Source organism: Pseudidiomarina salinarum (assembly GCF_000753715.1).
GTDB lineage: Bacteria > Pseudomonadota > Gammaproteobacteria > Enterobacterales > Alteromonadaceae > Pseudidiomarina > Pseudidiomarina salinarum.
In genome coordinates this window covers 235,218-248,597 of record NZ_JPER01000004.1, presented here as the reverse complement: position 1 = coordinate 248,597, position 13,380 = coordinate 235,218, and the positions used below count along the sequence as shown (strand labels likewise).

Below are 13,380 nucleotides of genomic sequence, written 5' to 3'. Positions count from 1 at the left end.
CAATAACTATTATGATTCTTCAATTATCTTTCTATAATATGCAGCCCTGGATAGCAACCAGCAAAGGAATCTTGAGTGAAATTTGTAAAGTGGTCCCTATATAGCTTACTCGGTCTTGCGGTCGTGGGTGTGCTGGTGGTTGGCTCACTGTACTTATACTTACGGGCTGATCTGCCCAGTGTAGCTGAACTCAAAGAAGTTCGCCTGCAAACCCCGATGCAGGTTTACTCATCGGACGGTGAACTGATCGCGCAATTTGGCGAGATACGGCGAATTCCTCTGAAACTTGAAGAAATCCCGCAGCCGCTAATCAATGCATTTCTGGCCACTGAAGATCAGCGCTTTTATGAGCACTTCGGCATTGACCCGATCGGTGTGGGCCGGGCGTTCTTCCAGTTGGTTACCAGCGGCGAGATTCAAAGTGGTGGCAGTACCATCACCCAGCAGTTGGCGCGAAACTTCTATCTGAGCTTTGAACAAACCTGGTCGCGTAAGGTGCGTGAAGCCTTTATTGCGCTGCATATTGAGAGCCAGTTAACCAAAGATGAGATTCTTGAGCTGTATCTGAACAAAATTACCTTTGGCCATCGGGCGCATGGGGTTGGCGCTGCGGCCCAGGTGTATTACGGCAAAGACATAAAAGACCTGACGCTCGCCGAGATGGCCATGATTGCCGGCTTACCGAAAGCACCTTCAACGATGAACCCGATTTCCAACCCCGAGCGCGCCAGAGACCGCCGTTCGGTGGTTCTGGGCCGGCTGTTGGCTGAGCGTATGATTACGCTGCCGGAATACCGCGCAGCCTTAGCTGAACCTGTCGAAGCCCGGCTGCACGCACCGGAAGTGACGATGACCGCGCCCTACCTGGCGGAAATGGTGCGGGCTGAAATCGTCAGCCGCTATGGCGAAGATGACGCCTATAACCTGGGACTTAAAGTGTATACCACCGCCAGCGCCAAACAGCAGCGGGCGGCACAGCGCGCCGTGCAGTCAAACCTGCACGCTTATGATGAGCGCCATGGTTACCGGGGCGCGGAAGCTGAGTTGTTCGACGCTGACAGTCCCTGGCCTACGGAGCAGGTTACTACTTATTTACGTAGCGTTGAACAAATTGGCCTGACGTATCCGGCTGTGGTGATGGAAGTGAGCGAGCGCTCAGCCCGGGTTATCGCCCAGGTAGGGTCTGCGATTGAACTCGACTGGGATGGCCTGTCGTGGGCACGTCCCTATATGAATGCTGAACGCCAGGGCCCGGCGCCTAAGCAGGCAAGTGACATCCTGAAAGTTGGCGACCAGGTGCGGATCCGGCTTACTGATAAGGGCTGGCGGCTGGCGCAGGTTCCTGAGCCGGGTGCGGCGATAATTGCCCTACGCCCTCATGATGGCGGTATCGCCGCCGCGGTCGGCGGTTATAGCTTCCGGTTAAGCCAATACAACCGTGCCATTCAGGCCGAGCGTCAGGTTGGCTCTAACATTAAACCCTTTATCTATTCCGCCGCGCTGGAAAACGGCTTTACCCTGGCGACGTTGGTCAACGATGCGCCTATCAACCAGTGGAATCCGGGTAGCGGTGTTGCCTGGCGGCCGCGCAACTCGCCCGATGTTTATGAAGGGCCGATTCCCCTGCGTGAAGCGCTGGCAAAATCGAAAAACGTGGTGTCGGTACGGCTGTTACGCGCTATGGGTATCAGCACCGTGGTGGATTACCTGACGCGCTTTGGCTTTGACTTTGATGAACTGCCCCGCAACGAATCGCTGTCACTGGGTTCAGCGTCGATGACGCCACTGGAAGTAGCGCGTGGCTATGCGGTATTTGCCAACGGCGGCTATCTGATTACCCCCTATTTTATTGAGCGCATTACTACCGCTACCGATGAAGTGATTTTTGCGGCCCGGCCAGCGGTTGCCTGTGTGCTATGCGAAATCGGTGAGCGGGAGGTCCTGCAAGCGCCGCAGGTGATTACCGAGCAGAATGCTTTTCTGGTTACGCAGGGAATGAATTCGGCGGTATGGGGTGGCGGCAGTTGGGCCCATAAAACGGGCTGGAACGGCACCGCCTGGCGTATTCAGCGCTCAAGCAAGCTGGTTGACACAGTCGGTCGTAATATCGTCGGCAAAACCGGTACCACCAACGATGTGAAAGACACCTGGTTCTCGGGTTTTGTCAGCGGTCTGGTGACGACCAGTTGGGTCGGGTTTGATAATACCGAACGGCCGCTTGGCGCTACCAGCATGAATGCCAACCTGAGCAGCGATGAGCAGGAAGTCAGTGGCGCTGAAGGTGGTGCTAAGACGGCCTTGCCGATGTGGATTGATTTTATGGAAACCGCAGTGGAAGACGTTGCTGCTGAGTCCTTTGATGTGCCGCCCGGAATCGTTTCCGCGCGCATTGATCTGGAAACCGGAAAGCTGAGTCGCGAGAGCGATTACACCACACGTTTTGAGTACTTTTTGCCGGGTACGGCACCTGCTGAATTTACCGAAGGGAAGTCGTCACCAAACGTGTTTGATGACGACGACGATTCCATCTTTTAAGCAGGCTTATTAATTAAGCCCTTTTTTGCTGAGGCGGCTAAGCAGCTGGTTTAAATCAGACTGTACGCCGCCGGCAGTCACTTCTTTACCGGCCCCCGGGCCACTGATAACCAGTGGCATTTCGTGGTACCAGTCGGTATAAATCACGAAAATATTCTCACCCGGGATCAGGTTCGCCAGCATATCGCCTTCAGGGATGTATTCGATGCCCACCCGGGCACGTACGCTGTCATCTTCCTGTACAGCGAAGCTGGCCAGCAGACGCGGTACCTTGCCAGTCTTCTGGGCATCGGCATAAAGCGCATGCATCTCGTCATCGAGCTCCGGCAACCGGTCCATAAATTCGCTCAGCGAGATGTCGGCGAGTTGCTCAGGCAACAGGCTTTCCACGTCGATGTCCTGCCAGTCGAGCCGTAAGCCGATTTCGCGGGCCAGGATCAGCAGTTTACGGACGATATCCTGACAGGACAAATCTTCCCGCGGATCAGGTTCACTCAGGCCGCGCTCTTTGGCTTCGCGCACCAGATCGCTGAATTTCACCTCGGTGTTAAAGTTCTCAAACAACCACGACATGGTTCCCGAGAAAATCCCGGAAATACTGCGGATGGCATCGCCCGAGTTACGCAAATCGTTCAGGGCATAATTCAACGGCAAGCCTGCACCCACGGTAGTGTTGTAATACCACTCACGCTCATACTCATGTTGAATGGTACGGATCTCGTTGTACTGAGATTCGTTCGAGGCTCCGGCCCGCTTATTGGCGCTGATAATGTGCACACCGTTGGCGAAAAAGCTCGGATAAAGCTGCGCTACCGACACCGCATCGGTTAAATCCAGCATCACCAGTTCATCGTAGGGCGCGTTCGGTAATTCCGGGATCAGCTGACTGAGATCATAAGGCCGCGCCATTTGGTCAAAGCTGGCTTCCCAGTCGTTCAAATCAACGCCGTTGTAGTCCAGCCACATGCGGGTGGAGTTCAGGATGCCGATAATCCGCACATCCATCTGTTCGTTGATGCGCTCGCGCAAGCGCCGGTATAACGCCAGCCAGGCACTGCCGATGTTACCACGGCCCACCACCAGTACCCCGAGGCTACGGCGGTAGTTAAACAGCTGGCTGTGTAAGCGGTTAAGCAGGCGGTTATCCATTTTTTGTTCAAGGATAGCCACCACGGCGTTATTGTCCGGAGTGAAGCTCAGCCGCTTAAGGCTCTGCTCACTGAGTTCCTGCTTAAAGGTTTTGTATTGTTCGGTTTCCTGAATGCGGTTACCAACCAGGGCGATCATCGAATAGCCCTGCATCTGCACCACCTGGTTGCTGACGTCGATTTCTTCCAGCCAGCCTTCCATAAAATACAGATGATTCTGATGGTAAGCGTAGTAGGCATGCTGGGTGTCGAGGTCATTCCAGCTAATCAGCGGAGTTAGCTCCAGTTCTTCAAATTGCTCCACCAGCCTGGCGTCGCGCAGACTGACGCGAAACAGCACCACTTCAGCCAGCGCCGTCAGCACTTTGCCGCGCGGCTCGGTATCTTCATACTGGCCAATACGGGTCTGCTGGTTCTCGACTTTCAGGCTGGAGCGCACCGCAATAACCATGCGGTCACGGTTAACCGGCTGGAAGGTGCGCGGATGCAATACCGGGCTACCCAGACGCGCCAGTTCCTCGGCTTCCTGCCAGTCAAGAATCGGTAGGCTGACCACCCGCTCTACTTTCCGCGGGTCGGCTGAGTAAACACCGGCAACGTCTTTCCAGATAGTAACTTGTTTCGAATCAATCAGGCTGCCGACCAGGGTGGCTGAATAATCACTGCCATTACGGCCTAAAATGAGCGAGTTTCCGTCGGGGTCGGCGCAGATAAAGCCAGTAACAATAAAGCGGGTGCCTGGATGCGGGGCGATGCGGTTAAGCAAGCCAGCGCGGGAAGGCTCTACGCGGATGAGTGGCTCAGGCGCATCATCAGCGACCAGAAAGGTGCGGGCGTCAATCCAGTCGGCTTTGCCGCCCTGTTGCTGCAATAAGGTAGCGAGCAGTCGGGCTGACCAGAGTTCGCCATAGGAAAGCAACTCAGCACGATTATCGATGGTCTCTTCGTTGTTGAGCCAGCCGTACCAGCGTTTAAAGTCTTTACGCGACAGGTCCATCATGCGGGCTTTATGGTCCGCACTGAGCAGATCGCCAATCAGCCCCTGCTGATATTTTTCCAACTGCTTCAGCAGCACTTCGGCCACGCCTTCGTCGGCGTTTTGCTTGGCATCAATAATCGCCAGAATTCGGTTGGTGGTATCGCCGGCAGCGGATACCACCACCAGGTCACTGGCGCCAGCGTATTCGGTAACAATACGGGCCACACGGCGGTAACAATACGCATCAGCCAGGCTGCTGCCCCCGAATTTATGTACCTGTACCTGCTCGGCTACAGTGTCTATTTGCTGCGAACTAACGTCGACCTCAACCACCATGATGCGTGTGCGTTCCCCTGTTGAAAAATAAGCACAAAAAGCCGATTATACGGCGCTATTGCAGTGCATTAAAGCAACATAACCCAGGCTTGGCAAATAAAGCCGTATAGACAGCTATGCGTATAAAGTTGACTGCGTCGCGCACCTCGGTACAATTCACCTGAATCAATTCACTACAGACGTCAGGGTTTTTCTCAGAGGGTGCAGTATGGAATGGGATGGCAACTATATATATCCGTATGTTGAGCACGGGCAAAAGAGCGAACACGTAAAAAAGATTACGGTTTCGATCCCCACCCGCGTACTCAAAGTACTGACTGACGAACGTACCCGCAGGCAGTGTAAGAACCTGCGTCACGCCACCAACAGCGAGCTGCTGTGTGAAGCGTTTCTGCATGCTTTTACCGGCCAGCCACTGCCTACTGACGATGACTTGCGCAAAGACAATCCGCATAAGGTGCCGGCAGAGGTGCGCGCTGAACTTGCCCGCCGTGGTCTGCCGATTCCTGAGGACACTCCGGACGACAATAGTTGACGATCAGCTAGCCTACAGCCAGTATTCCAGCGCGATTTCGTCGCAGTTATCTTTGCGCGGGCAGATATCGCAATCCTTCATGACTTTTTCAGGCAGCTTTTCTTTAACCGTCAGCCGGAAATTCAGCTTACCGAAGAACTCAGGCACCCGGGTCAGCACTATGGTCCGGCTAATTCCCAGCTCACGGGCTTTCCACAGCAGCCAGGCGACCAGTTCGGCACCCAGCCCTTTACCTTGCGCCTGCGGAAATAACCCCAGCGACCGGATCTCAGCCAGGCCGGTGCTATACACGTAGAGCGCGGCACAACCGACGACTTCATCGTTAATTTCCGCCACCGCAAAGCCATGGATCGCCTGCATGATATCCGCTTTATTGCGCGGCAGGTTCTCGCCCTGATCGGCCCAGTAAGCGATCAGTTCGCAAATCTTATCTACATCACTTAAGCGTGCCTGACGTACGTGCTTGCTGGCGGCTTCGGCGGCATGCAGCCAGTCCTGCGCATGTTTAAGGCCAAGCTGCACAGCCTTAGGAGCTGTGCCCCCGAGCGCGCTACGCTTATTTAATCCGTAGTTAATTTCGAGGAACGGGTAGACATCCTCTTCGATCAGGTCGCTTACGGACTTAAACTGTGCCAACGACAGCTGGTCCAGGGAAAGCCCCTGCTGCTGCGCCATCAGTACGATTTCGCCGGTAATATGGTGGGCATCGCGAAACGGCAGGCTTTTACTGACCAGGTAGTCCGCCAGCTCAGTGGCATTGCTGTAGCCAAGCGCCGCCTGTGTTGCGGCATGCTGCTGGTTAACGGATATCTCAGGCATGGCAAAGGCCAGCATCTGCAGGCACTGCTGATAGGTCAGCAGGGCGTCGAACAGGCCGGATTTATCTTCCTGCATATCTTTGTTGTAGGCCATCGGCAGGCCTTTCAGGGTAACCTGCAGGGCATGCTGATGGCCCATTACGCGACCGGTTTTGCCGCGCAGCAACTCAAACAAATCAGGATTTTTCTTTTGCGGCATCAACGATGATCCGCTACTGATACGGTCGCTCATGGCAAAACAACCCGACTCACCTGAACAGTAAAAAATAACATCTTCGGCCAGCCGCGACAGATGCAGCATGCCATTGCTGGCAGCGTTGAGCAGGTCCAGCGCAAAGTCGCGATCCGATACCGCATCCAGGCTGTTTTCACTGGCTAGCCGGAAGCCCAGATCGTGGGCCAGTGACTCGCGATCGAGCGGCGCGGTAGTACCCGCTAATGCCCCACTGCCCAGCGGGCATACGTCCATGCGCTTTACCGCATCACGCAGCCGGCTGACGTCCCGCTGCAGCATTTGTACATAGGCCAGCGCCCAGTGGCCTGCCACAATGGGCTGGGCGCGCTGCAGGTGGGTATACCCCGGCAGCAGCGCATCTCGGTAGCTTTCAGCGAACCCCAGCAGGGCATTGATTGCCGCCAGATTGGCCGTGATCAGCTGCTGCGCCAGCTGCTTGCAGAACAGCCGCAGATCAGTCGCGACCAGGTCATTACGGCTGCGCCCGGTATGCAGTTTTTTCGCGGTAGCGCCGATTTTGTCAATCAGCTGGGATTCAACCCAGCTATGGATATCTTCATCGTCAGCCCGCAGTGGCAATTTCGGATCCGCTGCTACTGCACGCGCCAATTCGCTCAGCGCTTGCTGCAGTTGCTGGTTCTCTTCAGCCGTGAGTAGTTGTGCCTGATGCAGTGCCGCGGCCCAGGCCTGAGAGGCCTGGATATCAAAAGGCGCAAGCACATAGTCAAAGCTCAGCGAATCATTAAATTCTTTAAATTCAGCAGCGCTTGGCGTACTGAAACGTCCACCCCAGAGACTCATTTTGATTCCCCTTGATGCAAGGCCCGGATCCGGCTGGCCAGACTATAAAGCCGGATGAAGCCTTCAGCATGCTTCTGGTTATACACTTCATCTTCATCAAAAGTCGCGAAGGCGCTTGAGTACAGGCTGTTAGGCGAGCGCCGTTGAACAACGGTCGCCTGGCCCTTATAAAGTTTGACCACCACTTCACCGGTAAGTGGCTCGGCAATGGTTGCCGCAGCGGCCAGCATGGCGTCACGCAGCGGGGTAAACCAGCGGCCGTCGTACATCAGCTGAGCGAATTCGTTACCGATGCGAATGCGGTAATCCAGCGCGCTGCGGTCCAGCACCAGACTTTCGAGGCCTTGCAGGGCCGCGTACAAAATAGTGCCAGCGGGCGTTTCATAACAGCCGCGGGATTTCATTCCCACTAAGCGGTTCTCCACCATATCCAGCCGGCCGACACCGTGGTCGCCACCCAGCACATTAAGCTTCTGAATGGCTTCAACCGGGGCGACGGATACTTGATCCAGGTGGGTCAGTTCGCCCCGCTCGAAGCGCAGTTCCAGGTACTGGGGCTTATCGGGCGCCTGTTCCGGTGAGCGGGTCCAGGTCCAGACCTGCTCAGATGGCTCACACCAGGGGTCCTCTAATTCGCCGCCTTCAGTGGAGATGTGCCAGAGGTTGGCATCGCGGCTGTAAATCTTGGTGGCTGAAGCACTGCACGGAATATTGCGCTCCGCCAGGTAAGCCAGCAACTGCGGCCGTGACCGCATGCTCCACTCACGCCAGGGCGCAATAACCGTCAACTCAGGCGCTAATGCAGCGAAGGCCGACTCAAAGCGCACCTGATCGTTGCCCTTGCCGGTGCAGCCATGGGCCAGCGCATCAGCGCCGGTTTCCCGTGCCACCATAACCTGGGCTTCAGCGATAATAGGACGGGCGAGAGCGGTTCCCAGCAGATACTGCCCTTCATAGATAGCACCGGTTTTCAGGGTCGGATAAATCACCTCGCGGGCAAACTTATCTTTCAGATCCACCACCCGGCAACTGCTGGCACCTGAGGCGATGGCTTTGGCTTCGACACCCTCAAGCTCTTCATCGCCCTGACCGACATCGGCCACAAAAGCGATGACGTCACAGTCATAGTTCTCCTTCAGCCATGGCACGATGGCTGAGGTATCCAGACCACCGGAATAGGCTAAAACCACCTTCTTTACTGACTTATTCACTGATGTATTCATGCGCCAACTCCGTTCAATAAACTAACTAAAATAGCGTTCTGTGCGTGCATGCGGTTTTCTGCCTGCTGCAATATCAATGACTGCGGCCCGTCGACGACTTCGGCAGTTACCTCGCGGCCGCGGTAGGCTGGTAGGCAATGCATAAAGTACCGGGCCTGCAGCCGGGCCATTAAATCGCTGTTGACCTGATAGGGCGCGAAGTCACGTAACACCTGGTCGGCATCGCGCTGCTGGCCCATTGATAGCCAGGTATCAGTATAGATAGCATCGGTAGCCTGTAACTGGCTTAAATGATGTTCCACAGTGATGCTACCGCCGCTGGCTTTGGCAAAGCCCTGCGCCTCAGCGAGCAGATCCGCGTCTGGCGCATAGCCCTCAGGCGTGACCACCTGGAAGTGCATGCCGCTCAGGCCGGCGCCTGCCATTAACGCGTGACAGACATTATTGCCATCGCCCAGCCAGGTCAGATGCACTTTACTCAAGTCGCCCAGGCGTTCCTGCAACGTCAGCAGATCCGCCATCGCCTGGCACGGGTGGCAGCGATCGCTAAGGGCATTTATCACCGGCTTGTCGGAAGCTGCGGCTAGTTCAATCAGGGTGTTCTGTTCAAATACCCGCGCCACAATGGCTTCATGCCAGAGCGCCAGGTTCGCGCCAACATCGCGGGCTGGTTCGCGTACACCCATCAAATTGGCCGCATCCAGAAAGATGCTATGCCCGCCCAGTCGGTTAATTCCAGCGGCGAAGCTGGCCCGGGTACGCAGCGACGGTTTTTCAAACAGCAGCGCAATGCTTTTGCCCTGCAGCGCATTTGACCATTGTCCGGGCCGCTGCTTAATGGTGTGACTGAGTTCCAGCAACCCAGCAATCTGTTGCGGGCTGTGATCCCGCAGCATAAGAAAATCCTGCATTAGTTATGATTCCGTATAGCTGATTTTTGAAAATAGAGGCAAATTACAGACGAATGCGGGTACCGGCGGCTTCACCCTTTGCCAGACGGGTGAGCGCTGTGGCGTCCTGCCAGCCAGCCACCGCGATACTTCGTCGCGAAGCACGGGCAGCCTGCACGGCAGCGTTGAGTTTCACCAGCATGCCATCGCGGACAGTGCCGTCGGCAATCAACTGGTCGGCCTGGTCGGCCTGGATCAGTTCGATGAGTGCGCCCCGGGCATCAAGGATGCCAGGCACATCGGTGAGCAAAATCAGGTCGGCATGAAGAAGCTGGGCGACGGCACCAGCGGCCAGATCGGCATTGACGTTAAGCCGCTCGCCGCTGGCGCTGATGCCAATTGATGACAACACCGGAATAAAGCCACGATCAATAAGCAATTCGAGTAACTGTGGATTACCTGGCGCAGGCACGCCAACGGCGCCTCGGGCTGCGTCGGGCGAACAGCGAATACTATCGCCGGCAAACAGGGTCAGCCCGACGGGGTTAAGCTGATGCTGTTGGGCCAGTGCACAAAGCTGGGAATTTAAATCGCCTGCCAGCACCCCCGCCACAATAGGAATATGTTCGGCGGGGGTGATTCGCTGGCCGGCGGTTTTAACGCTGGTGAAGCCAAGCTGCTGCAGCTGTAGCTGAACCTGATCGCCGCCGCCATGCACCAGCACCAGCGCCCGTAACTTCGCCAGGCGCGCAATGGTTGGCAGCAACTGTGCCAGCGCATCGGTATCAACCAGCACCCGGCCACCGAGCTTGATTACCAGCGGAGTGGTCATATTACACCGCCAATGGTGTTCAGCCCGGCCGTGTCGGGTAAACCATAATACTGGTTGGCCAGTTGCACCGCTTGCGCTGCGGCACCTTTGAGCAGGTTATCAATAGCCACACAAAGCACCAGTTGGCGGCCGTGCCGCTGCCAGTGGATGTCGCAGAATGGCGTACCGGCAACATCGCTGATTGCCGGCGGGCAGGCCCGCATTCGTATTAATGGCCGGTGGGCATAAGCATCGGTAAAGGCTGTATTTATTTGCTCCGCCGTGACGTCATCGTTAAGTTCGACATAGATGGTTTCAAGAATACCCCGCTTAAAGTTTCCGAGGTGCGGCACAAATAGCACTGGTCGGCCAAGTACCTGGGCAATTTCCGGCTGATGCCTGTGTGTGCCCACCCCATAAGCCTGCAGGCTCACCTCGCAAAAACTGGTATGGACAGCCGCTTTACGCCCGGCACCCGAAACCCCGCTGACTGCATTAATCACCGGCGTGCAGGTCGAGCTGATAAAAGGGAGTACCGGCAATAGCGCCAGCGCTGCGGCGGTCGGATAACAACCGGGCACAGCAATCAGCGCCTCAGTACCGCTCAATTCGGTCCACTCGGCAAGACCATAAGCGATGCTTTCATCCGGTAAAGGAAGCGCAAAACCGTAAGCCGATTGGTGGATGCTGGCATCGCGCAGCCGAAAGGCGCCCGATAAGTCAAATACGGTCAGGCCGGCGGCAGTTAGCTGCGGCGCCAGCTCGGCGCTGATTTCATGAGGAAGCGCTAAAAAACACACCTGGACCTGCCCGGCGAGTTCGCTGAGCAGGTCCGGGTGCCAAGGTTGCAGAATTAAATCAAGCCGATCCGTTAATTGCGGATACAACTGGCTGACAGGTTCTGCCGTACGTGCGCTTGAGGAAAAACTGTAACGAACGTCAAAGTCAGGGTGGTTGTGTAGCAGCCAGATCAGTTCAACACCGCTATAGCCGCTGGCGCCAAATACTGCGCACGGGATGGTTGAAGATGTTGTTCTTGCTTGCACTGAATCACACTCGCCTTAACAGTCAGGTCTGGTTGAAGCACCAGGTTTCAGGCAGTATAGTGAATAAAAAACCATAAAACAAGCATAAGTATTTATAAGTTTGCAGCAGTTTATATTGGCACGGCTCAAAGAGCGTACCGCAGGATGAGCTTTCAGGGGGGCAGTGGCGGAGTCTACTCCGCCATATAATCCTTTGGTAACTCAATACGCGCAGAACCTGAGGCGACCGCCGCTTCAGCTACCGCCCGCGAAACCCGGGTGCGCAGACGCGGATCCAGCGGTTTGGGGATGATATAGTCCGGGCCAAATTCAAGCGCATCGACGCCGGCTGCTGTTAATACGTCCTTTGGTACCGGCTCTTTGGCCAGCTGGCGGATAGCTTCAACTGCAGCCAGTTTCATCTCATCGTTGATCATCCGCGCCCGCACATCTAACGCACCGCGGAACATGAACGGGAAGCACAGCACATTGTTCACCTGGTTCGGGTAGTCTGAGCGACCGGTGGCCATGATCAGGTCTTTACGTACCGCCAGAGCCAGTTCGGGTTTGATTTCCGGGTCGGGGTTCGAGCAGGCGAACACGATGGGCTTGTCGGCCATCAGTTTCAGCGCGTCAGCGGGTAACAGGTTAGGGCCTGACACCCCGACAAACACGTCCGCCTCGGTAATAACTTCTTCCAGGGTGCGTTTGTCGGTATTGTTGGCAAACAGCGCTTTATATTCATTCAGATCTTCGCGGCGGGTATGAATAACCCCTTTTGAGTCGAGCATATAAATATGTTCGCGCTGGGCTCCGCATTTAATCAGTAACTCCATGCAGGCAATGGCGGCGGCGCCGGCACCCAGACACACGATCTGCACCTTGGCCAGCTGTTTGCCCTGAATCTCCAGCGCATTGAGCAGGCCGGCGGCCGTCACGATGGCGGTGCCGTGCTGGTCATCATGAAATACCGGTACGTCGCAGCGCTCAATCAGCGCCTGCTCAATTTCAAAACACTCCGGTGCTTTAATATCTTCCAGGTTCACGCCGCCAAAGGTGTCAGCAATGTTGGCCACGGTATTAATAAAGTCCTGGGTGGTGCGGTGAGTCACTTCGATGTCGATGGCATCCAGCCCGGCGAAGCGCTTAAACAGCAGTGCCTTGCCTTCCATCACCGGCTTGGAAGCCATAGGGCCCAGATTACCTAAACCCAGAATGGCGGTGCCGTTGGAAATAACCGCCACCAGGTTGCCTTTGGCGGTATAGCGGTACACATCTTCAGGATTTTCGGCGATAGCGCGAACCGGCTCGGCCACGCCCGGGCTATAGGCCAGTGCCAGATCTTTACTGGTTTCCGCTGATTTGGTCAGCTCAATACTGATTTTCCCGGGAGTAGGGAAAGCATGGTAATCAAGCGCTTGCTGGCGGAAATCGGTCATGATGCGGCATACCTTTATAGTAACGTTGATGGTCAGATTATAGTCAGACAATAGAGCTAAATGCAGATGTGAGCCATTGTAGATGGTTCTGGAGGAATAACAAATCATACCTGATGGGGACACTGTGGGGGCTAACTCAGCACCATGACAATGATTTTTCAGTTGTACGAATCGCAACCAGTAGCAATTCCCCAGCGGTGCGGGCTGGCGGGAGATCGGAAATAAAAAAAGGTGCCTTTTGGCACCTTTTCTCAAATTCTTTACAGAAGCGTCTGTTTTACGACGGCTTCTTACCGCCCAACACGCTGAAACGCTTGTTGAACTTGTCAATACGTCCACCGGTATCCATGATGCGCTGCTTACCAGTGTAGAACGGGTGACACTCAGAACATACGTCCAGGTGCAGGTCGCCGCCACGGGTAGAACGGGTGGTGAATTTGTGACCACAAGAGCAGGTCACGTTCATTTCTTTGTAATCTGGGTGAATACTGTCTTTCATAAGGGTTACCTCAATTGGGCCGCATCGCCATCCGATCTTATGCCGAATACCACACGTGGTTAATAGTTAATCGATTCGTTTAACAAGGGCGCGAATTCTACCCTAA

At 55.4% G+C, this 13,380-nt stretch carries 10 protein-coding genes; 2 read left to right on the top strand and 8 right to left on the bottom strand.

The window, feature by feature from the left end:
* Positions 1-75: 75 nt before the first annotated feature.
* Positions 76-2,535, top strand: coding sequence for a penicillin-binding protein 1A (locus IDSA_RS08750; protein WP_034776063.1), 2,460 nt, complete (start codon positions 76-78; stop codon positions 2,533-2,535).
* 9 nt (positions 2,536-2,544) lie between these two features.
* On the opposite strand, the gene metL is transcribed toward IDSA_RS08750, so the two are convergent.
* Positions 2,545-4,998, bottom strand: a complete 2,454-nt coding sequence (metL, locus tag IDSA_RS08745) for a bifunctional aspartate kinase/homoserine dehydrogenase II (RefSeq protein ID WP_034776062.1) — start codon at positions 4,996-4,998, stop codon at positions 2,545-2,547.
* Between the two features lie 208 nt (positions 4,999-5,206).
* Here metL and metJ point away from each other — a divergent pair, with 208 nt between their 5' ends.
* Complete coding sequence (metJ, locus tag IDSA_RS08740) at positions 5,207-5,533, top strand: met regulon transcriptional regulator MetJ (RefSeq protein WP_034776060.1); 327 nt, start codon at positions 5,207-5,209, stop codon at positions 5,531-5,533.
* A 12-nt stretch (positions 5,534-5,545) separates the two neighbouring features.
* On the opposite strand, the gene argH is transcribed toward metJ, so the two are convergent.
* The 7 genes from argH to rpmE form a co-directional block, all read right to left on the bottom strand.
* A complete protein-coding gene (gene argH, locus IDSA_RS08735; RefSeq protein WP_034776059.1) occupies positions 5,546-7,387 on the bottom strand; it encodes an argininosuccinate lyase in 1,842 nt (613 codons plus the stop codon).
* Positions 7,384-8,610, bottom strand: coding sequence for an argininosuccinate synthase (locus tag IDSA_RS08730; RefSeq protein ID WP_034776057.1), 1,227 nt, complete (start codon positions 8,608-8,610; stop codon positions 7,384-7,386). Before IDSA_RS08730 ends, argH begins: the two co-directional genes overlap by 4 nt.
* Complete coding sequence (argF, locus tag IDSA_RS08725) at positions 8,607-9,521, bottom strand: ornithine carbamoyltransferase (protein ID WP_034776055.1); 915 nt, start codon at positions 9,519-9,521, stop codon at positions 8,607-8,609. Before argF ends, IDSA_RS08730 begins: the two co-directional genes overlap by 4 nt.
* Before the next feature lie 43 nt (positions 9,522-9,564).
* Complete coding sequence (argB, locus tag IDSA_RS08720; RefSeq protein WP_034776052.1) at positions 9,565-10,332, bottom strand: acetylglutamate kinase; 768 nt, start codon at positions 10,330-10,332, stop codon at positions 9,565-9,567.
* Positions 10,329-11,357: an N-acetyl-gamma-glutamyl-phosphate reductase gene (gene argC, locus IDSA_RS08715; protein ID WP_126760577.1), complete on the bottom strand. Its 1,029-nt coding sequence runs from the start codon at positions 11,355-11,357 to the stop codon at positions 10,329-10,331. Before argC ends, argB begins: the two co-directional genes overlap by 4 nt.
* A gap of 173 nt (positions 11,358-11,530) precedes the next feature.
* The gene (locus IDSA_RS08710; protein WP_034776050.1) at positions 11,531-12,775 is read right to left on the bottom strand and encodes a malic enzyme-like NAD(P)-binding protein; all 1,245 of its coding nucleotides are present in this window, start codon (positions 12,773-12,775) and stop codon (positions 11,531-11,533) included.
* 277 nt (positions 12,776-13,052) lie between these two features.
* Positions 13,053-13,274 carry a 50S ribosomal protein L31 gene (rpmE, locus tag IDSA_RS08705; RefSeq protein ID WP_034776048.1) on the bottom strand — a complete coding sequence of 74 codons (222 nt, stop codon included), beginning with the start codon at positions 13,272-13,274 and terminating at the stop codon, positions 13,053-13,055.
* Positions 13,275-13,380 lie beyond the last annotated feature (106 nt).